Annotated in this window: 27 protein-coding genes; 10 read left to right on the forward strand and 17 right to left on the reverse strand. The window is 57.5% G+C overall.

Annotation, left to right across the window (positions count from 1 at the left end; genetic code table 11):
* Positions 1-20: 20 nt before the first annotated feature.
* From GS612_RS13730 to GS612_RS13775, 10 genes are all read right to left on the reverse strand, one after another.
* Positions 21-728 carry a c-type cytochrome gene (locus GS612_RS13730; protein WP_371809349.1) on the reverse strand — a complete coding sequence of 236 codons (708 nt, stop codon included), beginning with the start codon at positions 726-728 and terminating at the stop codon, positions 21-23.
* 2 nt (positions 729-730) lie between these two features.
* Positions 731-2,056, reverse strand: a complete 1,326-nt coding sequence (locus tag GS612_RS13735) for a c-type cytochrome (protein WP_171641095.1) — start codon at positions 2,054-2,056, stop codon at positions 731-733.
* Positions 2,040-3,302, reverse strand: a complete 1,263-nt coding sequence (gene soxC / locus GS612_RS13740; protein WP_171641097.1) for a sulfite dehydrogenase — start codon at positions 3,300-3,302, stop codon at positions 2,040-2,042. The genes GS612_RS13735 and soxC overlap by 17 nt, the downstream gene beginning before the upstream one ends.
* 24 nt (positions 3,303-3,326) lie before the next feature.
* Entirely contained in the window at positions 3,327-5,024 is a 1,698-nt protein-coding gene (gene soxB, locus GS612_RS13745; RefSeq protein WP_171641099.1) for a thiosulfohydrolase SoxB, read from the reverse strand.
* 87 nt (positions 5,025-5,111) lie between these two features.
* Entirely contained in the window at positions 5,112-5,957 is an 846-nt protein-coding gene (gene soxA, locus GS612_RS13750) for a sulfur oxidation c-type cytochrome SoxA (protein WP_171120744.1), read from the reverse strand.
* Between the two features lie 70 nt (positions 5,958-6,027).
* On the reverse strand, positions 6,028-6,357 hold the full coding sequence (gene soxZ, locus GS612_RS13755) for a thiosulfate oxidation carrier complex protein SoxZ (RefSeq protein WP_152457371.1): 330 nt from the start codon (positions 6,355-6,357) through the stop codon (positions 6,028-6,030).
* 36 nt (positions 6,358-6,393) lie between these two features.
* Positions 6,394-6,810, reverse strand: a complete 417-nt coding sequence (gene soxY / locus GS612_RS13760) for a thiosulfate oxidation carrier protein SoxY (RefSeq protein ID WP_152457370.1) — start codon at positions 6,808-6,810, stop codon at positions 6,394-6,396.
* A 47-nt stretch (positions 6,811-6,857) separates the two neighbouring features.
* Positions 6,858-7,334 (reverse strand): sulfur oxidation c-type cytochrome SoxX, encoded by a 477-nt coding sequence (gene soxX, locus GS612_RS13765; protein ID WP_171641100.1) that lies wholly within the window; start codon positions 7,332-7,334, stop codon positions 6,858-6,860.
* A 131-nt stretch (positions 7,335-7,465) separates the two neighbouring features.
* A complete protein-coding gene (locus tag GS612_RS13770) occupies positions 7,466-8,044 on the reverse strand; it encodes a thioredoxin family protein (protein ID WP_171641102.1) in 579 nt (192 codons plus the stop codon).
* A 14-nt stretch (positions 8,045-8,058) separates the two neighbouring features.
* The gene (locus GS612_RS13775; RefSeq protein ID WP_171641104.1) at positions 8,059-8,799 is read right to left on the reverse strand and encodes a cytochrome c biogenesis CcdA family protein; all 741 of its coding nucleotides are present in this window, start codon (positions 8,797-8,799) and stop codon (positions 8,059-8,061) included.
* A gap of 80 nt (positions 8,800-8,879) precedes the next feature.
* On the opposite strand from GS612_RS13775, the gene GS612_RS13780 reads away from it, so the two are divergent.
* From GS612_RS13780 to GS612_RS13790, 3 genes are all read left to right on the forward strand, one after another.
* Positions 8,880-9,254, forward strand: coding sequence for a hypothetical protein (locus GS612_RS13780; RefSeq protein WP_171641106.1), 375 nt, complete (start codon positions 8,880-8,882; stop codon positions 9,252-9,254).
* 100 nt (positions 9,255-9,354) lie between these two features.
* Positions 9,355-9,663: a metalloregulator ArsR/SmtB family transcription factor gene (locus tag GS612_RS13785; protein WP_152459831.1), complete on the forward strand. Its 309-nt coding sequence runs from the start codon at positions 9,355-9,357 to the stop codon at positions 9,661-9,663.
* A gap of 41 nt (positions 9,664-9,704) precedes the next feature.
* Positions 9,705-10,766, forward strand: a complete 1,062-nt coding sequence (locus GS612_RS13790; protein ID WP_171641108.1) for a YeeE/YedE family protein — start codon at positions 9,705-9,707, stop codon at positions 10,764-10,766.
* Between the two features lie 579 nt (positions 10,767-11,345).
* On the opposite strand, the gene GS612_RS13800 is transcribed toward GS612_RS13790, so the two are convergent.
* Positions 11,346-11,609: a DUF2312 domain-containing protein gene (locus GS612_RS13800; RefSeq protein WP_152457363.1), complete on the reverse strand. Its 264-nt coding sequence runs from the start codon at positions 11,607-11,609 to the stop codon at positions 11,346-11,348.
* A gap of 428 nt (positions 11,610-12,037) precedes the next feature.
* On the opposite strand from GS612_RS13800, the gene GS612_RS13805 reads away from it, so the two are divergent.
* Positions 12,038-12,256, forward strand: a complete 219-nt coding sequence (locus tag GS612_RS13805; protein ID WP_152457362.1) for a hypothetical protein — start codon at positions 12,038-12,040, stop codon at positions 12,254-12,256.
* 9 nt (positions 12,257-12,265) lie between these two features.
* Here GS612_RS13805 and GS612_RS13810 read toward each other — a convergent pair whose 3' ends face one another.
* Positions 12,266-12,481: a hypothetical protein gene (locus GS612_RS13810; protein WP_152457361.1), complete on the reverse strand. Its 216-nt coding sequence runs from the start codon at positions 12,479-12,481 to the stop codon at positions 12,266-12,268.
* 243 nt (positions 12,482-12,724) lie between these two features.
* On the opposite strand from GS612_RS13810, the gene GS612_RS13815 reads away from it, so the two are divergent.
* The 4 genes from GS612_RS13815 to GS612_RS13830 are packed head-to-tail and all read left to right on the forward strand — an operon-like array spanning position 12,725 to position 14,924.
* On the forward strand, positions 12,725-13,588 hold the full coding sequence (locus GS612_RS13815; protein ID WP_152457360.1) for an MBL fold metallo-hydrolase: 864 nt from the start codon (positions 12,725-12,727) through the stop codon (positions 13,586-13,588).
* A gap of 35 nt (positions 13,589-13,623) precedes the next feature.
* Positions 13,624-14,052 (forward strand): YeeE/YedE family protein, encoded by a 429-nt coding sequence (locus GS612_RS13820; protein WP_152457359.1) that lies wholly within the window; start codon positions 13,624-13,626, stop codon positions 14,050-14,052.
* Positions 14,052-14,483: a DUF6691 family protein gene (locus tag GS612_RS13825; RefSeq protein WP_171641112.1), complete on the forward strand. Its 432-nt coding sequence runs from the start codon at positions 14,052-14,054 to the stop codon at positions 14,481-14,483. Before GS612_RS13820 ends, GS612_RS13825 begins: the two co-directional genes overlap by 1 nt.
* Before the next feature lie 9 nt (positions 14,484-14,492).
* A complete protein-coding gene (locus tag GS612_RS13830; protein ID WP_171641115.1) occupies positions 14,493-14,924 on the forward strand; it encodes a TIGR01244 family sulfur transferase in 432 nt (143 codons plus the stop codon).
* Between the two features lie 3 nt (positions 14,925-14,927).
* On the opposite strand, the gene GS612_RS13835 is transcribed toward GS612_RS13830, so the two are convergent.
* From GS612_RS13835 to GS612_RS13855, 5 genes are all read right to left on the reverse strand, one after another.
* Positions 14,928-16,031 (reverse strand): FliM/FliN family flagellar motor C-terminal domain-containing protein, encoded by a 1,104-nt coding sequence (locus GS612_RS13835; protein ID WP_171641117.1) that lies wholly within the window; start codon positions 16,029-16,031, stop codon positions 14,928-14,930.
* Positions 16,032-16,109: 78 nt separating this feature from the next.
* A complete protein-coding gene (locus GS612_RS13840) occupies positions 16,110-18,788 on the reverse strand; it encodes a sensor histidine kinase (RefSeq protein WP_171641118.1) in 2,679 nt (892 codons plus the stop codon).
* Positions 18,788-19,096, reverse strand: coding sequence for a hypothetical protein (locus tag GS612_RS13845; RefSeq protein ID WP_253286186.1), 309 nt, complete (start codon positions 19,094-19,096; stop codon positions 18,788-18,790). Before GS612_RS13845 ends, GS612_RS13840 begins: the two co-directional genes overlap by 1 nt.
* A complete protein-coding gene (locus GS612_RS13850) occupies positions 19,093-19,473 on the reverse strand; it encodes a response regulator transcription factor (RefSeq protein ID WP_152457354.1) in 381 nt (126 codons plus the stop codon). The genes GS612_RS13845 and GS612_RS13850 overlap by 4 nt, the downstream gene beginning before the upstream one ends.
* Positions 19,474-19,551: 78 nt before the next feature.
* The gene (locus tag GS612_RS13855; RefSeq protein ID WP_171641120.1) at positions 19,552-20,844 is read right to left on the reverse strand and encodes a helix-turn-helix domain-containing protein; all 1,293 of its coding nucleotides are present in this window, start codon (positions 20,842-20,844) and stop codon (positions 19,552-19,554) included.
* A 189-nt stretch (positions 20,845-21,033) separates the two neighbouring features.
* On the opposite strand from GS612_RS13855, the gene GS612_RS13860 reads away from it, so the two are divergent.
* Positions 21,034-21,570 carry a LuxR C-terminal-related transcriptional regulator gene (locus GS612_RS13860; protein WP_152457352.1) on the forward strand — a complete coding sequence of 179 codons (537 nt, stop codon included), beginning with the start codon at positions 21,034-21,036 and terminating at the stop codon, positions 21,568-21,570.
* A 151-nt stretch (positions 21,571-21,721) separates the two neighbouring features.
* Positions 21,722-22,216, forward strand: a complete 495-nt coding sequence (gene accB, locus GS612_RS13865; protein ID WP_171641122.1) for an acetyl-CoA carboxylase biotin carboxyl carrier protein — start codon at positions 21,722-21,724, stop codon at positions 22,214-22,216.
* The last annotated feature ends 8 nt before the right edge of the window (positions 22,217-22,224 follow it).

Genomic DNA, 22,224 nt, shown 5'->3' on the forward strand with positions numbered 1-22,224 from the left:
TTTCCTCCCCTTAGGCACAATTACTCTGGGTTATTGAAATATGCGGCCAACGCCGCAATCTCGTCATTGCTCAGCCTTCCGGCGATCATTTGCATAACCGGGTGTGGCCGCTTTTTGTCCTTGTATGCGTGCATGGCGACGACAAAATCCTCGTCGGGCCAATACACGATCGACGGGATACCTTCGTCACTTCCTTCGATCTGATGGCACGTCGTGCATTCGCTACTGAGATATGCGCCGTATTCGGGGTCTCCCTGAATCGCCAAGATCGCTGGATCGACGGAGTGGTCCGTGCCTTTCGCGGTTGGGTCCGCTTCGGGAATGTCCCGAGGGTTGTCTGAAAACCCTCGCAAATAGGCAATCACATTGGCCCGGTCTTCCGGGTCTTTCAGACCGCGAAAGCTCATCCTTGTGCCCGACGCATATGCACGAGGATTTTCGATATAAGCTGACAAGGTGTCAGCGTGCCATTCCAAACCCGAATTCCCCGCGCGCACGAGGCTCTTGGAATAATTGAAACCATCAAGACCTGCGGCCTTGCGCCCAAAGACACCATTCAGATGCGGCCCGATTTTGTTTTCCGCGCCTTCGCCAACCTGATGGCAGCCTTTGCATTTGGCGAACACTGTTTTCCCGGCCTCGGCATCACCAAGGTCTTCGGTTGCGTAGGTCGATGTGGCGAAAGCCGCCACAACCGCCGCACACGCCACTATGCCCGACCACCGCACGATCAGCTTCCGAACGATTTGAGGTAGACAATCACGGCCTCAACGTCGTCTGGCTTCCTGAGCCCCGCAAAAGACATTCGCGTGCCCTTCATGTAATCCTTGGGTTTCGTCAGGAAGGCCGCCATTTCCTCATCCGTCCAAACAAGGCCGGCTTCGGATGCGGCTTTCATCGCCTTGGAGTATTTGAACCCCTCGACCGATCCTGCATTGGCCCCGACTATTCCGTTCAACGCCGGCCCGGTACCGTGCTTTGCACCTTCACCCACCTGATGGCAGGCTTTACACTTCTTGAAGACTTTCGCTCCGGCGGCAACCAGTTCCGTTGCTTCGTCGGTCTCTTCGGCCTCTTGAACGGCTGGCTCCGCAGCGGCTTCTTCCTCGGGCTTGGGTGCCGCTGCCGGAATGAACGACGGGCCGTCCGCAGTGAATGTCGGCAACCCCTCAACGGTGGCATCATTCATCACCGAGTTCGACCCACCTTCGGGCGGCGTCTCGACCAGAAAAACGGAACGCATCCTGACAGCGGACTCTGCCTTGCAGTTTTCCATGCAAGGCTCTTTGCGCCATTCAGCGTACTCGGTCTCGGGTCGTGTATCGACGACAAAACCGTCCTTGTTGTACATCTCGAATTCGGCGAAGTTTTCGTTGCTCAGTTCGAAATCGTCATCCACCAAATCATTTGAATACAGGATGTAGGCAACAATCGCATAGGTCTCATCCGCGGTCAAAGTGCCCGCCTCGCCAAATGGCATGGATCGGGAAATGTAATCCCAGGCAGTAGACAAATGCGGCCAGTAGGACCCGACGGTCTTGACGGGATCTTCGTTTGCAAGCGTATCGAACCCACCGGCAAGAACGGGCCAGTTGTCCACACCTTCGGCAAACTCTCCGTGACAGGACGCGCAGCGGTCGGCAAACACTTCTTCCCCGGTCCAAACGTCGCCCGATCCGACAGGCAAGCCCCGCCCGTCCGGCAAAACGTCAACGTCCCAGGCCGCGATCTCTTCCTCCAGCGCAGGCCGTCCAAGCCCATAGGTGCCCTCGTGGCTGGGCGCAGGTGCGGTCAGGTTCGCGCCATTCGCGACCCGTTCCGCTGCGGCGGCCTGAATTTCCTGGAGTTTGAGCTCAAGCTGGGCTGCTCGTTCGGCTTCTGTCTTTGCTTTTTCCTGTGCGGCTGCAGCGTGGGCCTCAACCTGACCAATCCGGGTTTCCAAAGTTTCGATCTTCGATTGGCCGAAGTTTCGGTTGGCGAACACCAACGCCCCCGCAAGCACCAACGCCGTGCCGCCGAATACGGGCAGGAAAACATGACTAAGAGACTTCGACATTCTCGGCGATCCCCTCTGCGCTTACGTACCACGTCTGGATACAGTTGTTGTGATAGACCGAGTTTTCGCCGCGCTTTTCGCGCAGCTGGTCTTTGGTTGGCTGTACATAGCCGGTCTCATCCATTGCTCGGGCCTGTAGGAGCATGGGTGCCCCGTCCCAATTCGTGTCGAGATAGAAACGTGTCAAAGCCTTGGTGTCGCCCTGCTTGCCAAAGCGTGCCGTTTCCCACGTGATGCCGCCGTCCTTGGATACATCGACACGGGTAATCTGTCCGTGGCCTGACCATGCAAGCCCTGAAATCACCAGCGGTCCGGGCCCATGTTTGATCGGCATTTGCGGGCTGGGCGAGGTTATGACGGATTTCGCATCCATCACCCAAGTCCATTTCTGGGCCGTGCCATCGGCATAGACATCGGTGTATTTCGACGTTTCTTCGCGGCTTTCGACCGCCCTGTCGACGACCTCGATCCGGCGCAGCCATTTGACCCACATGTTGCCTTCCCAGCCTGGCACGACCAGGCGCACAGGATAGCCATGTTCCATCCGCAGGGCCTCGCCATTTGCCTTGAAGGCCACCAACACATCATCCAGCGCTTTTTCCATCGGTATGGAGCGGCCATTGGACGACGCGTCCGCGCCCTCGACATAGACCCATTTGTCGGGCGAGATATCGGCGCCGGCCTCTTGCAACAGCGTGCGCAGCGGAACACCAGTGTATTCCATGTTGTGGATCATACCATGGGTGAATTGCACACCGTTGAGCTGCGCGCCTGCCCACTCCATCCCGGTATTCGCGGCGCATTCGCAGAAATACACGTGGTTTTCGCGCGGGAAACGTTCGATGTCATCATACGTAAAGACAAGCGGGCGATCGACCAGACCGTTGATCATCAGCCGATAGTCTTCCTTGCGCAGCTCGATTGCGCCCGAGTGGTGCCGTTCAAAGGCGCAGCCCTGGGGTGTGATAGTACCATCAAGCGCGTGGATCGGCGTGAAGTTGATCGACGAAATCGGAGAGGCGGTCAGCCATTCCACATTGCGGCGCACGACATGGGATTCATAGCTGATCGGCATGCCATAGGGTGTCTCGTCAACGCCTGCACCCGTGTACGATGCCCAATCCTGAAGCTCTGTTATCAGGGGGTCGGGCGTTTCTGCCACTGCCGCACCTGCAACTGACCCCGCGGCGACCGCGGCACTGCCTTTCAGGAAGGCCCGGCGGGACGGTTTGAACGCGTCATCCATATCTCTTAGGTCTCCATCTGTTTCTTAGGCGCCGACGACATCGACGCTGGTGTTCTCTTGCACCGTTACGGTTCCAAGGTTGCGAATGTGGTTTTCGACGACATCCCAGATCGGCGGACCCTCGGTGCCTTCGTTGACGCTGGCCCAGCCGGCCACGACATAGGTTTTCGACGGATCAATCGCTTCACCCGTCTTGAGCAGGGTCATCTCGCTGATCCGCTGCCCTTGCGGCTTGGTCACGTCGATGCGGTAGCCCAGCCCACCGACACGGACCATGTCGCCGCCCTGCTGGTAGTAGGGATCAGGGTTGAACAGGTTGTCGCCAACATCCTCGAGGATCACATGGATGAACTCACCCGTCATTTCCGTGCGATAGGCATTCGGATATGACATCGAAGTGACGTTCCAGATGTCCTCGCGCGTGATCTCCTGCCCCGGCAGGATCGACGGCCCCCAACGAACACCGGGGGACATGGCAATGTCTGCCTCCCGCTCCTTAAGCAGGGCATCACAGATCAGGTCATCCCAGGTTCCGTTGAAATTGCCGCGACGATAGAGCAACGAGTCCGTTCTGCCGATCACTTCGCTGAGCGTCGCCTCATAGGGCGCGCGCTGCTCATCTATCAGGGCGGTGATCGCAGGATCCGGAGCGATAACATCAGAGAAGATCGGGATCAGCTTGTGCTTCAACCCCATCAACTGCCCATCCCGCACATCCAGATCCACGCGGCTGACGAATTTGCCGTTCGAGCCTGACGCGATGATATGCGTTTTGCCCACCAGAACCGGCTCGGGCAGCGCATCGTGGGTGTGGCCACTGAGGATCACGTCGATCCCCTGCACCCGGCCGGCCATTTTCTTGTCCACGTCAAAGCCGTTATGGCTGAGGACGACGACGACATCGGCACCGGCATCGCGAACCTCGTCGACCATTGCCTGCATGTTCTCATCCCGAATGCCGAAAGAGTATTCAGGGAACATCCAACCCGGATTCGCAATTGGCATGTAAGGGAACGCCTGCCCGATCACGGCAACCTTTGCACCGCCTCGGTCAAAGAACTTGTAGGGCTTGAACAATTCCGCAGGTTCATCCCATTCGGCATCAAAAATGTTCTGACCCAAAGCGGCAAAGGGCAGCCCTTCGACGATTTCGTTAACTCTGTCGCTGCCCAGCGTGAACTCCCAATGAAAGGTCATTGCATCAGGTTTCAGCGCGTTCATGACATTGACCATGTCCTGACCGCCCGTCTGGTAACAGGTGTAAGACCCGTGCCAGGTATCGCCGCCATCCAAAAGCAGGGCATCGGGCCGGTCCGCACGGATGGCATTGATCACCGTCGAGACCCGGTCCAAACCACCGACCCGACCGTAGGTCTTTGCCAGGGCCGCAAAGTCGTCGTATGTCAGCGCATAGGCGGACGGGCTGCCATCCTCGATCCCGTAGGCCTTGCGGAATGCGGCCCCCGTGACGTGCGGCATCTGCCCTTTCGCCTCGCCGATACCCAGGTTTATCTCGGGTTCACGGAAGTAAATCGGTTTGAGTTGCGCGTGGATGTCAGTTACATGGATCAGGCTGATATTGCCAAAGGTCTGAAACTCCAGCAGCTGATCCTGCGTCAGACTTTGCTGCGCGGAAAGCCTGGCCCAATTGCCAAACCCGGACGCTCCGTACAGAGCCGATGCCGCCATTGAAACCTGTAAGAAGTCACGTCGAGAAATCATCTTTCGGCTTTCCTATTACACATATTAATGTGTGAATGTTATATTCTTGAAAAACCCGCGTCGGACATCGCCGGCGCGGGTCGTTCGTTATTGGCGCACGGCCGGGGTTTCGACTGAAAGCCCGTTGCCACGCGAGGCAACATAAAGCTCCAGCGCACGGAATTCGTCTGAACCTTCGGCAAAGGTTTCCGCCCGCGTATCACGAATACAACCGCGGAAACGATTGTGTCGCGAAATCAGCTTGGCCTGTTTCAAGCGATACGTCGGGAACCCATTGATCATTCCCTGGCTCAGGTGATCTGCCCGGATCATGTTGCCCCAATTGTCTTCATGACAGTTGGCACAGCTCAGCTCCAGCTGGCCATAGCGCGTATAGTACATTTCCTTGCCCTGTTCCCAATACGGGGCGGCATCACCGTCGATGGCAACGTTCATGGGCATCCCGCGTGACTGTAGTCCGATCAAAGCGACCATGCCCTGCATGTCGCCGCCGGACCATTTCCAGGCATCGGCCTCCATGTGCTCGGTCCGGCACGCGTTGATCAAATCTTCCATGACCACCAGCTTGCCGGTTTCGGCATCAACTTTCGGCATGGAAGCCTGCAATCCCTTGAAGCTTTCCACCCCGTCGTGGCACGAGGCACAGCTTTTGCCGGCAGCCCCATCGACCGTCTCAAAAAGGTCGGCAGCCTGGTCGACGAAGATCATCGCCGGATTGTCGAAATCATCAATCTGAAGGGCCTGGGTTTCATCCGTACGGAAATGCCAACCGGAATAGATCGTGTCCAGGTTTTCCAAATGCGCCGGCGCTTCGGTGACCGAGGTCATGTCCAGCTCGTCATTGATCACAAGATTGTCTTCGTCAGGTCCGGCCATTGCTGCCACTGGGAAAACCAGAACTGCCGCGATCGCCGTTAATGCCTTTGTATTCATTACGTTCCTCCCTTGGTGGACCAGCGCCAAACGTCATGCCCGGCGCTGATCTGCCTTAGTGGTCGAGCCGTCAGGCGATCTCGATCGATTTCTTCTCGTCGTAGACAGAGCCGTCGTCATCGTACCAGGTGAACACGAACTCACCTGCCTCGGGCACGGTTGCCTCAAACTGGAAATACGGGTTGGTTGAGATTGCCGGCTCCATCGTCACATCGATCACCATTTCGCCGTTAAACTCACAGGTGAAACGGTTGATGATCGACCGAGGTATGACGTTGCCTTCTTTGTCCTTGCGCTGTCCGCTTTCCATCTTGTGGCTGATCAATGTCTTGATCGTGACGGTTTCGCCAGCTGCGGCTTTCTTCGGAACCTTGACGCGGGGTTTCACACCGGATGCCATTGGTTAGTCTCCTGTTCTTCGAGGCGCGCGTGGCTATCAGCCGCCGCAGCCGCCGATTGTCACTTTTACGGTCGCGGATGCCTTGGCAAAGCTGCCATCTGCCATCTTCGCCACGGCAATGACATCCTGCGTTCCGGCAAGGCGGATACGGGTTGAAGCGGCCTGTTCAGCGGCCAGTGGGCCAAAGTTGAACGTTGCGACGCCCGGTTCGGGGTTGCCTGCTGCAACGATCAGAATCGATGCTGCACCTGGGGCGCTTACTTCGATCGGTACGGTGTTTCCGTTTTCGGCGATTTCAGGTGCCGTCAGTGTAACACCGCCGTCGGCCACATCCGCCCCACCGGTAAACGCGGCAATCGCATCCTCAGCGGCCGCATTTGCACGAAACGGCATCATTGTCAGGAACGCGGCGCCCAGCCCAAGGGCCAGAGTTTCGCGGCGAGAGAGTTCCATTTTCAATCTCCTTTGAATCTTCGAAAAATCACGCTGGACAAGCGCGACTATTCCTCTTTCAGGGTTGCAAGAAACGCGACCACGTCTTCGATTTCCTGCGCTGTCAGGATCGACGTCAGAGGCTCGGTCGGGGCTTTGCCGGTATAGGCGTCGCCCGGGCGGATATAGCCGTCATCCTTGTAGAATGCCGGCATCACCGTGCCTTCGAACGTCATTTTCGCGTTTGCAACCAATCCGCGAAGCTCGGCCTCGGACCAACGATCACCGGCACCATCCAGCGCCGGGCCAACCTCGCCATGGAACGGAATATCGGCCAAAGCCGAGACCGCATGGCACGCCACGCAATTGCCTTTTGACTTGTCGCCAACGATCAGCGCGCCATTTGCCGCGTCACCGGCCGCGCCGGTCAACGAAACCTCTACGGCACCATATTCACCAAAGGTTACGTTTTTCGGGTCGGTATCCGCAGCAAACGCGGCACCCCCTGTCATTGCGCAGACCAATGTTAAGAGTCTCAGCTTCATGATCCCTCCCATTTGCTAACACGCCGACGGCGCTTTGCGACCCAAAGCATTTGTGTACCGTAGTCGACGAGGGCGGTTTGTCGCAACATTAAATTCATTACAATGAATTTTTTTATTTATATCCCCCGACCTCAGTCTTGCGAAACATTGTTTCGCTCCTGAATGCGCCGTGCGTGGTAGCGCTGAAAATCTTCACCATTTTCAAGTTCGTACCGCTTTTCGAAGACCCAGGTGAACAGATCCAAAGTTGTTCCTTTCGAAAACGCCCCCGGCATGACTGCAACCGCTGCATCGATGGCGGTGGCGTCCTCGGGAACCTCTTCCGGCAGAAATACAAGGGTCGGCGTAAACAGAATCCCCCATTTGCGCATCAGCGCTCGTTGCTCGCTCTCCTCCCCGTCAAAGTCGGTGGCCATGGTGCTTCCGTGCAGATCCAGTTGGACGACAAAGAAGTTCTCTTCGATGTACGCCGCCAGGTCGGGCTGGGGGAAAACCTCTTCGTGCATTTTCTTGCAATAGATGCAGCCCTGTTGCTCGATAAACAAAACTAGGCGCTTGCCTTCATCTGACGCCTCTTCAAGATCCTCGCGAAGGTCTTTGAACGTGTCGCGCATCCACGGTGTTTTATGCAACCCGTCGTCGCCAAGCTCGGCGGCGGAAACCGCCACGCCCAACAAGCACGCCATCAAAACCGACAGTGTTCGCTTCATGTTGTCCTCCCGTATTATCCGATGGCCGCAAGCCAGGGCATATGGTCCAGCATCCATTGGGCCACGCGATTGATCGAGTTGGTTGCGATCAGAGCGCCGAACAGAATCAACAGACAGCCCATGACCTTCTCGATCAGGGGCAAATGCTTTCTGAACCGCGCCATCCACTGCATGAAGGGGCGCACCAAAAAGGCCGCCAGAACAAAGGGGGCAGTCATTCCCGCCCCGTAAACGAATAGAAGCATCGCACCGCGCCAAGCCGTCTCGGTTCCGGCCGCCGTAAACAGGATTGCAGCAAGCACGGGCCCGACACAGGGCGTCCAGCCAAAAGCAAATGCGAGCCCCAGAACATACGCACCAATCAGGCTCTGGTTCGATGTTTCACCGACATCTGCCCGAAACTGGCGATACAGGAACCCGATGCGAATCAGCCCCAGGAAATGCAAGCCCATCGCCATGATGATGGCCGCGGCGATCCATCGAAGGATATCGAAGTATTCGCGGATCATTTGACCGAATATCGAAGCCGTGGCTCCAAGGGCCATAAAAATCGTTATGATCCCTGCTGCAAAAGCGATTGCAGACAGCGTTGCCCTGCGGCGAACGTTGCCGGAAATGACTGAACTGGCAGAAATCTGCTCCATCCCGACACCCGCCAGGTAGCTGAGGTAAAACGGCACAATCGGCAGGATGCACGGGGACAGAAATGACAACAGCCCTGCGACCAAAGCCCCTGCAAAAGTGATGTCGAGCATGGTCAAACCCGTCCTGGCGCGCTATCATTCATACATTCAAAGTAATAAAGATATAACGCTGCGGTCAATCGGAGCTTGAGATGCGCCACCTTTTCCTGCTTGTGCTTGCGGTCACGTTGCTTGTTTCGCCCCTGGCTTTACGGGCGGAAATGACGCTTTTGATGGCCGAAGAAGATGGGTGCATGTGGTGTGCCCGATGGGATTCCGAAATCTCGGGGATCTACCCGAAAACACAAGAAGGAGTTGCCGCCCCGCTTCGGCGTGTCGACATCCATGAATCCCTGCCGGATGGGATCACCCTAAAACGACCTCTCTACTACACTCCGACCTTTGTTTTGCTGGACAACGGCCAAGAAGTCGGCCGGATCGAAGGCTACCCCGGCGAAGACTTTTTCTGGGGGTTGTTGGGCGTGATGCTGCGTGACGCAGGGGTACAGGTTGAGACCTCTGGCTAATCGGCGGCAAATTACATAAACTGTTTTGAATGCGTGAAGCTGAGAAAGCGAGGCGATCCTTTTGGACAAACCATCGAAACTGCCGGTGTTCACAAAGGACATGTGTGCAGAAGATCTGGACCGAATGATGGAGAATGCCCAGACGGCATCAAACTTCCTGAAGGCCATCAGCCACGAGGGGCGTCTGATGATCTTGTGCTATCTGTCATCGGGTGAAAAGTCCGTCACCCAGATGGAAGAGATGCTGTCGGCGAGACAGGCGGCCGTATCCCAACAATTATCCCGACTGCGCTTTGAAGGCTTGGTCAAAACACGGCGCGAGGGTAAGACAATCTATTACAGATTGGCTGATGATCGTTCGACGCAAATTCTGGAAGTCGTTTACGATCTTTTCTGCCGGGAGACGTAGAAGCCGGTCAAGACGCCGCCAGCTTTGGGAGGAGACTGGCAATGTTCGAAGCATTGGGAGACGCAAATGCCGTTGCTCTGATCGGTTTGATTGGGGGCATCGCTCTGGGGCTGGCTGCACGCATCGGTCGCTTTTGCACGTTGGGTGCCATCGAAGACTTCCTTTACGCAGGCGATGACCGGCGACTTCGCATGTGGGCGGTTGCGATTGGCGTAGCGATTGTTGGAAGCCATGCCGCCATGGCGTTCGGGTGGCTTGACCCGGTCGGAACACGCTACCTTGCCCAGACCTGGAACCCGATCGGTTCGATCGTGGGCGGCCTCATGTTCGGTTATGGAATGGCCATCAGCGGGAACTGCGGCTATGGGGCGCTGGCAAGGCTGGGAGGTGGCGACCTTCGATCCTTCGTCATCGTCCTGATCATGGGCCTTTCGGCGTATGTCGTAATGTCCGGCCCCCTAGCATATCTGCGGGTTTGGCTGTTTCCAGTAGAAATGGATATCAGCGCGCCCCAAAGCGTCAGCTTTCTAGCTGAACGGTTGACCTCTGTTCCGGCGTGGCTCGTCGGTACTGCCGTCGGTGTCGTTTTGGTGGTCTTCGCTTTGGCGAACCCGCAGTTCCGCCGTACGCCAGCGCAGGTGTTCTGGGGATCTGTGGTTGGACTGGCGATCGTTTCGGGCTGGCTTGGCACGAATTGGGTAGCAACCCACGGCTTTGACGGTGAGCCGGTGCAAACGCATACCTTCGCGGCACCCTTGGGTGACACGATATTCTACTTGATGACAGCGTCCGGAAACACTTTGTCTTTTGCCGTCGGATCAGTCTCGGGCGTTCTGATCGGCGCGTTTTTGGGGTCCTGGTCAAAGGGTCATTTTCGCTGGGAAGCCTGCGAAGATCCGCGCGAACTGAAACGGCAGATGCTGGGCGCGGCGATCATGGGCCCCGGAGCGATCATCGCAGTCGGTTGCAGCGTCGGACAAGGCATGTCTGCCTTCTCACTTCTGGCATACAGCGCGCCCGTGACATTCGCCGCGATCTTTGCGGGCGCGGCGCTTGGACTGAGACAGCTCGTGTCCGGACTGTACTTCATTACCGAGCGCTGAGTTCTTAACACCACCATACCTTATGCCAAAAAGGTGTCGGTCGCGCTGATCAGCCCCACTTGAGTGGTCAGGCTTTGTTGGTTGGTGCATGACCGGTCTTTTGGTTGATCTAAAGAATGGTTTGCGGCGCTCGCACCCGCAATGTCCCAGGGTCGGTCGAGAATTCTGCACAGCCCAATCGCATGCGTCACTCCGCAAAAGGCGGAACAGGAATCTTCAACGATCTTCAATGCCAAAAGAACCCAGCCTTTGAGCCGCAAGCCTTCGGGCAATCACGAGGCAGGTCTTGCCTCGGATAAACCATCAAAAAAGGCAACAAGGTCTTCAGCAACCGCAGCTTCGGCTTTCTGACACATTGAATATCTGCCTGTGTAAAACAGATCTGGTCGTCGACAAGGAACCTGCAAACCCACAAGGCAACTGAGGCAAAAGTTATCACCGGACAGCCAGCCAAGTCTGCGATTTTTGAAATCTCTGCCCTGTCTGGCTGTACATGTTGCAGTCTTGGCCAGTGACACGCTGTTCGGGCTGAAGCTTTCGTCAGCCCGAATGAATTAGCGCTTTTGCCAAGAACCGGCCTTAGTTCATGCCCAAGGCTTCTTTGTACATCTCGATGACAGCCTCTTGCTCGGCAATATCATCCTTATCTCTTTTTCTGAGAGAAATGATGCTGCGAAGAGCCTTCACGTCGTAGCCGCGCGATTTACTCTCTGCGTACACTTCCTTTATTTGATCCGCGATGTCTTTCTTTTCCAACTCCAAGCGCTCGATACGCTCAACAAATTGGCGCAACTCCCCAGAGGTGACCTTGTAACTTGCTTCTGCTTCTTCCGACATGCTCATCCAATTCTTCCCAATTCTGGATCGTCACCGCTAAGAGAATACAGTTCATACCACCTGTATTCGCCTCAAGCTTTGGTTGCTACACACAAAACAGTTCTCGAGAGGCAGAAGCAACGACGTGCCCGAGCCGCAGCCATGGCTTTTTTCCGTTGTTCCACCGGCTTGTATTCACCGTATCCAGCCCCTCAAACCGTTCGATGAACTGGCACCGCTCATCGGCAGTCACGCGACAGTTGGGGGCAGCCTGATCTTTGAATATGCCTTCCATACGCGTCCGTCCCAAGGGCTGAAATCTGATGCAGGAAGCCGGATACAATGCCGCCGCCCGGGTCGCAAGCACCCAATCCCACCCAATCCCCGAGCACACTTGTACGGCGTGATCCGATCCGGTAAGCGCGGGGGTAGTTCACGAAGAGATGTAGGGCACCATGTTCGAATTCATCACTTGGGGCGGCGCAGCCCTTTCTATGACCGGCCTCGCCGGCCTGATCTGGTGTATTCTTCGCGTGATGAAAGCGCGCAAGGCGGGTCTGTCAGACGACGAACTGCGCGCGACCGTTCAGGGCGTTTTGCCCTGGAACTTGGCGTCTTTGTTCCTGTCCGTCCTTGGATTGATGCTGGTCATCCTCGGGATATCCTTTGGATGACCACTTTTTTCAAATCGGCAAGTTGTCGAACTGCGCTTCCATAGCGTCTTCGCACAGGGCTGCATCCAGACGCCGCAGGCGGGACGGCACCTGCATCCCCTGCTGTCGCATACGGTCGACAACCTTGCTCACACTCGGCTGAAGCGCCAAACGCGTATCAAGGCACGCATTTCTGAGCTCTTGTTCAAGCCGTTCTGCTTCGGAATAAAGACTTGTCGATGTCATAATACCCTCCCAAGTGTCGCCAGTATCCCAGATATAGGTAACGGGAATAAGACCCGCTGATATTAACCTGAAATTGTGCGGGATATTGCCCAACACATTCGCGTTTTCGGCAATCCGGCGCGGATGGGCTAAAGTTTAAGCTGATTTAATCGTGAATGCCTTGACGCGCATCAAACACAGGTTCGATGTTGCATCACATTCCATTTTACATATATGATAATGACAACCGATACGGAGGAAATCATGACACCCGCAGTGAAAGCGTTTTTTGACGATCAAACCTTCACGGTGTCCTACGTTGTTCATGAACCGCAAGGGCGTGCCTGCGCCATCATCGACAGTGTTCTGGATTTCGATCATGCTTCGGGGCGCACAGAGACAAAATCGGCTGACGCAATCATCGACTTTGTGCGCGCGCACGACCTAAAGGTCGAATGGATTCTGGAAAGCCACGTTCACGCCGATCACCTGTCTGCGGCCCCCTACCTGCAACAGGAACTGGGTGGCAAAATCGGAATTGGCGCTCAGATCGTCACAGTGCAGGACACGTTCGGCAAAGTCTTCAATGAAGGAACCGAGTTCCAGCGCGATGGCAGCCAGTTCGACGCCTTGTTCTCGGAGGGGGACAGTTTTCACATTGGGCAGATGCGCGGCGATGTACTTCATACCCCGGGCCATACCCCGGCCTGCTTGACCTATGTAATAGGCGACGCCGCCTTTGTAGGCGACACGCTGTTCATGCCGGATTTCGGCACGGCCCGCTGCGATTTTCCCGGAGGCTCCTCAGCCACATTGTTTGAATCGATCCAGAAAATCCTGTCGCTGCCGGACGAAACGCGCATCTTTGTCGGGCACGACTACAAAGCGCCGGGCCGAGATGAATACGCTTGGGAGACGACGGTAGGTGAACAGAAAGCGCTGAACGTCCATATCGGACAAGGACGCAGCATCGAAGAATTCGTGGAAATGCGTGACGCAAGGGACGCCACCCTTGCCATGCCGCGCCTGATCCTGCCCTCTTTGCAGGTCAATATGCGGGCGGGGCAAATGCCGCCCGCCGATGAGCAAGGCGATGTATTCCTGAAGCTGCCGGTGAACAAAATCTGACGCAAGTCAAGTCACTCTAAAAAGGATAATCCCACATGAACATCGAGTGGATCTGGGGGCTGTGCGGTGGCCTGCTGATTGGCCTGGGCGGAGCCGTTTACCTGCTTGGAAATGGCAGGATCATGGGGGCAAGCGGCATTTTGGGTGGCCTTGTCGACGGTGAGGCCCGCGACACCAAAGCCGAACGCCTGGCCTTCATCGCCGGGTTGATCGGTATGCCGCTTCTGCTGCGGCCACTGATCGCCCCCGAGGCCCAAACGCATCTCACCAGCAATCTGGGCCTTGTTGTTGTGGCCGGGCTTCTGGTCGGTGTGGGAACGCGTATCGCCAATGGCTGCACGTCGGGTCACGGGGTCTGTGGCATCTCGCGATTTTCTCTGCGCGGCATCGTGGCCACCGTATTCTATATCCTTGCCGGCGGAATGACCCTCGTCCTGCTGCGCCATGTTTGGGGGTTGATCTGATGCGCCTTTTGATTGCTTTGCTCGCAGGATCCCTGTTCGGTGCCGGATTGTTGGTTTCGGGCATGACGGACACGACCAAGGTTCAGGGTTGGCTGGATGTTTTCGGAAACTGGGACCCGACCCTGGCCTTTGTGATGGGCGGCGCCATCCTGCCGATGCTTGTGGCCTGGAGGCTGACCTCTGGGCGCAAGGCCTTGACCGGAGGCGATTTTCCACCTCCTCCGAGGTCCGAGGTTGATCGCAGGCTCATCATCGGTTCCGTCCTGTTCGGAATGGGCTGGGGCTTGGCCGGGCTTTGCCCGGGACCGGCGATGGCCTCGCTGACATATGGTGGTTTGGGTGGCCTGGTCTTCCTGATCGCGATGGTTGCAGGCATGTTCATCGCGCCAACGCTGGGGGCGCAACTGGACAGAGCCGCAAACGCGGCCTAAGGATTTGGCATGGAGATTCGACCGATCACGCCCCGCTATGCTGTCTCACCGCAGATCACGGTGGAAGACGTCCCGGCAATTGCCGAGGCAGGCTTCGTCAAGGTGATCTGCAACCGGCCCGATGTTGAGGTTCCCGCGATCATGCAATCTGACGCGATCGGTGAAGCCGTCCGTGCGGCAGGCATGGAATACGAGGTGTTGGAGCTGACCCACCAGACCATGACGCCCGAGATTGCAAAGCAGCAGCGTGACCTGGCAGAAAACTGCGATGGCCCGGTTCTGGCTTATTGCGCCTCGGGCACTCGGTGTTCGGTGGTCTGGGCCCTTGGTCAATGCGACCGCATGAGCACGGACGACATTCTGGCCGCCACGACAAATGCCGGGTATCAACTGGAAAACCTGCGCCCTGCCCTGGAACACTTCCGCAGCAAGGCAGACTAGCCCCTATTCCGCGCTGGGATTCGTGTCGGCCGCGTCAAGGCCAGCCAGTTGCGAAATCTCTGCGACCATGCGTTCGGAATCGTTCAGTGACAGATCGTTGTCCGTCAGGTCCAAACCCGCGTCCTCTATTGCCGGAGGCATGACATCCACCGCGCTGGAAACCGGTTCGACCAGGTCATCGTGCGGCTGCATTCTCCCTCGGCTTTCGATGAACTCCTGCGCGTCGTCCCCCGACAAGGCGGGCAGGGTCGAATGTTCGTTCAACCGAACGGCGCGCGACCCACCACATTGACCAAGGCGGCCAATGCCCGCTGGCTTGCGATCGATGGTCAATATCTCAGTTCTGTCCAGGCGCGCCCCGCGCAATGGCAAAACACATCCAGGTTGAATTTCTGACAGATCGGACAGTGGCAGCGACATCCGGCACAAGACGGCGTTCAGTTCCGCGCGAACAACACCCGATGCCTGCTCAAGCCGGGGACCGGCCGGGTCCGTGACCTCCTCTGCCTTTTCCGGCGTGGCAGGATGCTCTGGAAGAAAGATCGAGATCTGTCCCTGCTGCGCCCCGCCGGCCAGATCAACCGTCAGATCGAAGACGCGGTATTCATCTTCAGTCATGGCCAACGACAAGCCGCGCGAATCTTTCGTACGTGCCGCGAATTCGTATCCCGTCAGGCAGACCTGCTCGGCCGCGGCGTCTATTGAGCCGGCGGTCAAGGTCAGAGCGGTTTCGATAAATGGCGCCACCATGGCGGCGTCCGTATCCGTAAAGGCCCTTGGGTCGGGATCACCGGGCAGTACTTCACCGATGGTCTGGGTTTGCACAATGGCGGTCACCACATGCGGGCTCAGGCAAATCCCTGCACGCGCCTCCGGCCCGTCAAACACCAGCATAAGCCAATCCTGAGCGACTGATTCCACCATGTCATCCTGCGTGCGGCTGGCCTGTTTTGCCCCGATGACAGCCAAGGGAAGGTTCAATCGATCACTTGCCGCCCGCGCAAACCCCAAGCGCAGCGCCCGCAGAACCGAACGCGGGCGATCGCCCAGATCTTTTCGTCCAACAGACAGTTTGCGCGCCAAAGCGGCGCTGACGGTTTGTGACATGGCGCCCGATCACCAGTTGCTTCAATAACTGGCTATTGGTTTACCCTGCCGAGCGTTACGAAGTTCTTTATGGCCGTGTCATTGCGCGGCCTGCTGGAAAGCCAAAGGCAAGCTGACCCGGAACGCCGCACCGCCCTGCCCGGGCAAATATGTGATCTCACCGCCCAACCGTTGCATGATCTCACGGCAAATGGCCAAGCCCAGACCTGCGCCCCCTGCCTTGTCGACCCCGACACGGGCAAATTTCTCGAACACCATCGAACGCGCGCCGGGTGGAATGCCGCTGCCGTTGTCGATGAAATCGATGATGACCCTGCCGCCGACGTCGTGGGCTGAAATGACCAATACCGGATCTTCCGCGTCACAGTATTTCTGCGCGTTCGAGATCAGATTGATGAACACCTGCCCCAACCGGTCCAGATCCGTATGCAGGGACATTCGCTCGGCCGTAAGAGTTCGGCGAACCGTGATTTTACGCTCGGCCCCGGCCAGCGCGCTGGATACCGCCCGATCCAGAACCGAACGCAGACTGTCATCGCTGAGGTTCAGATTGACCTGCCCGTTTTCCAGCACGCTCAGGTCCAGCAGATCGTCGAGAAGCCGAGTCAGGCGCAAGGCCTCATCGTGAATGATTGCGGCATAACGGGTCTGTTCCTCGCGGCTCAGACCCTCTGTATCCCGCATGATTTCGGAAAACGCCCGGATCGAAGTCATCGGCGTGCGCAACTCGTGACTGACCTGGCTCAGGAAGCTGTCTTTTTGTTCGGAAATCTGCGTAAGCTTGGTGTTTGCTTCGCGCAATTGGCGCGCCGTACGGGACAATTCCGACGACTTCTCTTCCAACTTCCCCGAATACTCCAGAAGCTGCGCCGATTCATCCGCCACCGCCAGCAGATCTTCTACGGAAACCGAAGACCCACCGACGATTTGCGCAATCATCGCATGCGCCGTGGCAGTGCCGACCGACCCGCTCAACTCTCGCTCCAGCCGGTTCAGGAAACCCGGGGTCGGTTCCGGCATATGCGACCGGCCGCCCTGTTTTTCAGCCTCTGCCTGAAAGAACTCCTGCGCCGGGGCGGCACCCAGAATACGCTGTGTCATGATCATCAGGTCTTCGCTTTGCGCCACCGAGCCGGACCAGCCACCGGGTGAAACCGAGTGATCGAAAACATTGACGAACTGCGCCCCCTGCAAACGTTCCAGGGGGCTGGGAAAGCTCAGAAGGGACGCTATGCAAAAGGCAATGGTGTTCAGGGACAGGGACCACATCACGGTATGGACCATCGGATCGATCCCTTCGATCCCGAACAGGGCATGAGGACGCAACCAGGCAAGGCCGAACAGCCCGTTCTGCATGACGGCCTCCGGCATCCACGGCGCGCCCATACCTGGCAACAACAGCGTATATATCCAAAGTGCGAAACCGACGCTCAACCCGACCAGCGCCCCTGTCCGGGTTGCTCCGCGCCAGAACAAGCCCCCGACCAAAGCAGGCAGAATCTGCGAGATTCCGGCAAAGGCAATCAATCCGATCGAGGCCAGCGCCGCACCCCCACCGGACAACCGATAATAAAAGTAACCCAACGCCATGATCACGGCGATGGACACGCGGCGCGCAACCAGAACGATGCTGCGCACATCGCCCGAGACCGAGCCCGTACCCTCATGCGTGTTCAACCAAATGGGCATGACCACATGGTTCGAAACCATCGTCGACAAGGCCATTGCGCTGACGATGACCATTGACGTTGCGGACGAAAACCCGCCGATAAAGGACAGCATGGCCAACCAGTCATTGCCCTGCGACAGCGGCACCGTCAGCACGAACAGGTCGGGATTGGCCCCCTCTGGCAACAGATCCAGACCAACGACGGCAATTGGCACGACAAAAAGGCTCATCAAAAGCAGATAGAGCGGAAACGCCCAGGCGGCGGTTCGCAGATGGCTTTCGTCATCATTTTCGACCACCATAACCTGAAACATGCGCGGCAGGCAGATAAAGGCCGCGGCGGACAGGAATATGAAAGTCGTCCAGCGCCCGGCGTCGACGTTCCACTGTCCGATTTCCGAGGCATCTATCCTTTCCATCATCGGGCCAACGCCACCGGCAATGCCCCACACCACGAAAACGCCCACGGCGATAAGAGCAAACAGTTTGACAACGGCCTCCACGGCGATGGCGGTGACCACACCGTGGTGGCGCTCGTTTACGTCCAGATTGCGCGTGCCGAAAAGAATTGCGAACACGGCAAGCCCCGCTGCCATCCAGAATACGCTGGACCCTTCGCGATACAGACCCGATGGATCGGCTTCGGCGAAAATCGAAAAGGACAGAGTGATCGATTGCAACTGGAGCGCGATGTAGGGTGTCCCACCAAGCACGGCAAGAACGGTCACACACACGGCAAGCGTGTTCGACTTGCCATAGCGCGATGACAACAGATCCGCGATCGAGGTCACCCGCTGACTGCGCCCGACCCTCACCAGTTTGCGCAGTCCCCACCACCAACTGACCATCACCAGGGTTGGGCCAAGGTAAATCGTTACAAACTCCAACCCGGACCGCGCGGCATTGCCCACCGCACCATAGAACGTCCATGCCGTGCAATAGATCGACAGCGACAAGGTATAGATCAGGGGCGAGCGCAGCCACTTGCCCCGCCCTGCCGCAGCCATCCGGTCAGCAGCGAAAGCCACGGCGAACAAGAAGATGACATAGCCAAGGCAGACCAGGATCAGCGTGTTAATGGTTGCCATCACTCAGCGTCCGCGTCTTGATCCTCGCGCACGCCCAAACGGCGGGCGGCAATTCCAAAAAACAACCCAACCACGATCAGAGCGCCCCAGCAGACAAAGATGTAATACATTGCCGAAGACAAGGGGACAGCCTCGCCCTTGCCGGGCTGATCGGGCCACAGCAACGGAAGCGCCAGCAGAGCCGCCCCCAAGAACGGCAGCAGCCGCGCCGCATCCGCCAGCCTACGTCGGCGATAGCTTTGACGTTCGAGAAAAAGCGAGGGGCGTGCGCCCTGTGGTGCGCCCTTTTTGCCCTCGCCAGACATCATATTCGCGTCGCCTGCGCGTGAAGATCACGCACGGCCGTCAGAACTTCGGCATTGGAAAACGGTTTGGTCATGAAACGGCTGACACCAGCGTTTTCCGCCATTTCCCTGTCGCGCGATTGACCGCGCGCCGTCAGCATCAAAACCGGCAAACCTGCCAGCTCTTCCATCTCTCGGATGTCCCGCAGGATATCCATGCCGCTCTTGCCCGGCAGCATGACGTCCAGAATGACCAGATCGGGCTGTGCCCTCTGAATCACCTGAACCGCATCCGTGCCATCGCCATGCGTGTCCACCTGCCAACCCTCGCGGGTCAGCAGAAACCGGATTGCTTCGGCAATGTTCGGCTCGTCCTCGATCAACAGAACCTTACGGCTCATATTTTCAGTTCCTCCCCAAGACCGTTCCTCCATCCTCAGATCGGTCCCCGCCAGATTAAGCCTTCTGTCGGGAAAGTGTCAAAAGCCTTCGCTCAAAATCGACGGTTCGCGGCGGGCCTTGCAAGCATTGCTGGGACAGACGCGGCAGTTCGGCCCGACTTGCGTGACCGTAGCGGCATCTGCCGCCTCGTTGCCCGAACGGACCAGCATAACCGAGCGATAAACGGGATCCTGATCATACCCCAACACCGCATAAGGCCAAGCATAGGCGAAACATTCGAATTCAGCCGGGGTCCGCCCCATCTGGACAACCTGCTTGCGCACCGGAACAAGTGGGCGGCTCAAAGCCGTGAACAACGGCCACAGCGGGCAAACCTCACCATGCCGCGCCAAAGCAAAGCCCGGAATCGGCTTGATGAACAATACGCTGCCGGATGCATCGCACAGCACCATGCCAACCGGCTGCGGCAACACGTCATCGGGTATGAACGCCAATCGACGCAGAACGGTGGCGACGTCCACGGAAAAGCGATAAGCCAACGCGATGGGATCCGTGTCGCCTTTTTGCAGGCTCGATCGAAGCGCATCCAGCGGCAAAGCGATTGCATCATCGCGATACATCTTCAGAACTTCACGCGCCACAGTTCGGGCAGCCGACGTGTTGAGACCGCTCAGATCAACGGCATCCACGTCCTCGCCCTGTTCCAATTCCGGAAAACTGTACCTGCGGGTTTCGAAGAACGCTTCGACCTCTTCAAGCGGAACACCGCGCGGATCAATTGACGAGTCGCTTTCGTCCAGAAAGGTTACAAGTGCCTTTGAACTGCCGGCCAGCCGCTCTGCATCCTGGTGCAGGTTTTTGTGAAACCGCTCTCGCCACTCTGCCTCGATGTCCTCTGTGTCTGCAAGAATTGCCGCTGTTGAACGAATCGCCGCCGCCGTTGACAGCACTTCGTGCATTGATGCCGCAAGATGCGGGTCATGAGTCAGCCGGTCCGACAATATCTCGACATTCCGCTCAAGCGAAACAACCCGGCGGTGCATCTGCGCAAGAACTCCGGCCCATCCGGGAAAGCGCCCGGCAAATTCCTCCAGCCCGTCCACTTCGGCCTGCTGCCCGACGGCGTCATCCGCCGCCTCTCGCAGGGCCGACACAAGGGTTGCCTCGATCCCCTGTGTCAGGACAGAGGGTTCGACGGAAAGCGCAGACGCAATATCCACCAGCAATTTGCCACCGATCCGGCGGCGGTTATGTTCGATCAGATTCAAGTAGGACGCGGATATCCCGGCAAGGCGGGCAAGTTCTGCCTGCCGAAGCCCGGCAATCTGCCGTCTTTCCCGAATACGGCTTCCCGTCAACATATCACGCATGATCGTATTCTCCTGACCAGGATTCAGCCTCTTTTTTCAGAACATATCATGTGTTTCTTTGGTTTACCGAGGGATTTTCAAACCATATTTACAATCTTGACAAAAGTGGCAGCCGCCAATGCGCATCACTGGCCACAAGAAACCGCATCTCCCCTTCAATTCCGCGTGGTTTCCCGGCACGATAAGCGGATGAGTGACCCCGCCTTTGAATACGCACCGATCGGGCTTGTTGAACTGGAAAACCGGATCATCAGACGCTGCAATCTGCAATTCGCCCGCACTTTCGGCGGGGAAGAGGCCGATTACCGCAACATGCCGCTGTTGCATCTCTATCCTTCGGTCGCGGATTGGGAGAGGATCGGGGAACGCAGCCTGCAAGTGATGCGAGACACCGGGTATTATACGGATGAGCGCGTCATGCGGCGGCGCAATGGCGATCTGTTCTGGTGCCGCGCACGTGGCCGCTCTTTGACGCCCGATGATCCGTTCCGCCATGGAATCTGGAGCTTTTCCGACATCTCGGAAGAACGTCCCCTTGTCGAATTGACCGTTCGAGAACGCGAAGTGGCGATCCTGTCCTGCCGTGGCCTGTCCGCCAAGGAAATCGGTGCCGAACTGGGCCTGAGTTACCGCACAATCGAAGCCTATCGCGCCCGACTGCTTGAGAAATTCGGCGCCCGCAAACTGTCTGAGCTTGTCGCCAAATTGTCAGGGATGCCTCTGTAACCTGTCCGCCCCTTTAAATTATACGGGATTCCCGCCTGTGATGGTGCGAGTCGGCGCTTTTCATGCACCGCCGCTTAGCCTATAACCCTGCGTAATTTGATCAGAGCCCGCAAGAAACAGACGGGCCAAAGGGGAACCGTCGAGGACACTCATGACAGACACCAAACACGAAGCGGATGTGGCATTCATCAAGGCTCTGGCCGAGTTGCTGCGTGACAATGACCTGACCGAATTGCAGGTCAAGCGCGAATATGGCGAGGAGGACAGCCTGAACGTGCGCGTAAGCCGCATGACACAGGCCGCAGCCGCACCAGTTCAGGTTGCCGTCCCTGCGGCAGCACCAGCTCCTGCCGCTGCTGCTGCGGCTGCCGTGGCCGAAGCCCCTGCCGCTCAGGAAGATCCGGCCAGCCACCCTGGTGCCGTGACCTCTCCCATGGTTGGAACCGTCTACATGCAGCCCGAGCCCGGCGCGCCCGCATTTATCTCGGTCGGCGCTTCCGTTTCCGAAGGCGACACGCTGCTGATCGTCGAAGCGATGAAGACCATGAACCACATCCACGCGCCCAAGTCGGGTACCGTCAAGCGTGTTCTGGTCGGCGATGGCGACGCTGTGGAATTCGGCACACCTCTGGTCATCATCGAGTAAGGCGGGCC

Origin of the sequence: Ruegeria sp. HKCCD6157 (genome assembly GCF_013110685.1) — a bacterium.
GTDB lineage: Bacteria > Pseudomonadota > Alphaproteobacteria > Rhodobacterales > Rhodobacteraceae > Ruegeria.

Excerpts from the sequence above, each read along its gene's own strand:
- GS612_RS13830 (WP_171641115.1), top strand. The coding sequence starts at position 14,493 with ATGGAGATTCGACCGATCACGCCCCGCTATGCTGTCTCACCGCAGATC.
- GS612_RS13860 (WP_152457352.1), top strand. The coding sequence starts at position 21,034 with ATGAGTGACCCCGCCTTTGAATACGCACCGATCGGGCTTGTTGAACTG.
- GS612_RS13855 (WP_171641120.1), bottom strand. The coding sequence starts at position 20,844 with ATGCGTGATATGTTGACGGGAAGCCGTATTCGGGAAAGACGGCAGATT.
- GS612_RS13815 (WP_152457360.1), top strand. The coding sequence starts at position 12,725 with ATGACACCCGCAGTGAAAGCGTTTTTTGACGATCAAACCTTCACGGTG.
- soxC (WP_171641097.1), bottom strand. The coding sequence starts at position 3,302 with ATGGATGACGCGTTCAAACCGTCCCGCCGGGCCTTCCTGAAAGGCAGT.
- GS612_RS13780 (WP_171641106.1), top strand. The coding sequence starts at position 8,880 with ATGCGCCACCTTTTCCTGCTTGTGCTTGCGGTCACGTTGCTTGTTTCG.
- GS612_RS13820 (WP_152457359.1), top strand. The coding sequence starts at position 13,624 with ATGAACATCGAGTGGATCTGGGGGCTGTGCGGTGGCCTGCTGATTGGC.
- GS612_RS13840 (WP_171641118.1), bottom strand. The coding sequence starts at position 18,788 with ATGGCAACCATTAACACGCTGATCCTGGTCTGCCTTGGCTATGTCATC.
- GS612_RS13810 (WP_152457361.1), bottom strand. The coding sequence starts at position 12,481 with ATGACATCGACAAGTCTTTATTCCGAAGCAGAACGGCTTGAACAAGAG.
- GS612_RS13770 (WP_171641102.1), bottom strand. The coding sequence starts at position 8,044 with ATGAAGCGAACACTGTCGGTTTTGATGGCGTGCTTGTTGGGCGTGGCG.
- accB (WP_171641122.1), top strand. The coding sequence starts at position 21,722 with ATGACAGACACCAAACACGAAGCGGATGTGGCATTCATCAAGGCTCTG.
- GS612_RS13735 (WP_171641095.1), bottom strand. The coding sequence starts at position 2,056 with ATGTCGAAGTCTCTTAGTCATGTTTTCCTGCCCGTATTCGGCGGCACG.
- GS612_RS13805 (WP_152457362.1), top strand. The coding sequence starts at position 12,038 with ATGTTCGAATTCATCACTTGGGGCGGCGCAGCCCTTTCTATGACCGGC.
- soxY (WP_152457370.1), bottom strand. The coding sequence starts at position 6,810 with ATGGAACTCTCTCGCCGCGAAACTCTGGCCCTTGGGCTGGGCGCCGCG.
- GS612_RS13785 (WP_152459831.1), top strand. The coding sequence starts at position 9,355 with ATGTGTGCAGAAGATCTGGACCGAATGATGGAGAATGCCCAGACGGCA.
- soxA (WP_171120744.1), bottom strand. The coding sequence starts at position 5,957 with ATGAATACAAAGGCATTAACGGCGATCGCGGCAGTTCTGGTTTTCCCA.
- GS612_RS13800 (WP_152457363.1), bottom strand. The coding sequence starts at position 11,609 with ATGAGCATGTCGGAAGAAGCAGAAGCAAGTTACAAGGTCACCTCTGGG.
- GS612_RS13845 (WP_253286186.1), bottom strand. The coding sequence starts at position 19,096 with ATGATGTCTGGCGAGGGCAAAAAGGGCGCACCACAGGGCGCACGCCCC.
- soxX (WP_171641100.1), bottom strand. The coding sequence starts at position 7,334 with ATGAAGCTGAGACTCTTAACATTGGTCTGCGCAATGACAGGGGGTGCC.
- GS612_RS13850 (WP_152457354.1), bottom strand. The coding sequence starts at position 19,473 with ATGAGCCGTAAGGTTCTGTTGATCGAGGACGAGCCGAACATTGCCGAA.
- soxB (WP_171641099.1), bottom strand. The coding sequence starts at position 5,024 with ATGATTTCTCGACGTGACTTCTTACAGGTTTCAATGGCGGCATCGGCT.
- GS612_RS13835 (WP_171641117.1), bottom strand. The coding sequence starts at position 16,031 with ATGTCACAAACCGTCAGCGCCGCTTTGGCGCGCAAACTGTCTGTTGGA.
- GS612_RS13775 (WP_171641104.1), bottom strand. The coding sequence starts at position 8,799 with ATGCTCGACATCACTTTTGCAGGGGCTTTGGTCGCAGGGCTGTTGTCA.
- GS612_RS13825 (WP_171641112.1), top strand. The coding sequence starts at position 14,052 with ATGCGCCTTTTGATTGCTTTGCTCGCAGGATCCCTGTTCGGTGCCGGA.
- soxZ (WP_152457371.1), bottom strand. The coding sequence starts at position 6,357 with ATGGCATCCGGTGTGAAACCCCGCGTCAAGGTTCCGAAGAAAGCCGCA.
- GS612_RS13790 (WP_171641108.1), top strand. The coding sequence starts at position 9,705 with ATGTTCGAAGCATTGGGAGACGCAAATGCCGTTGCTCTGATCGGTTTG.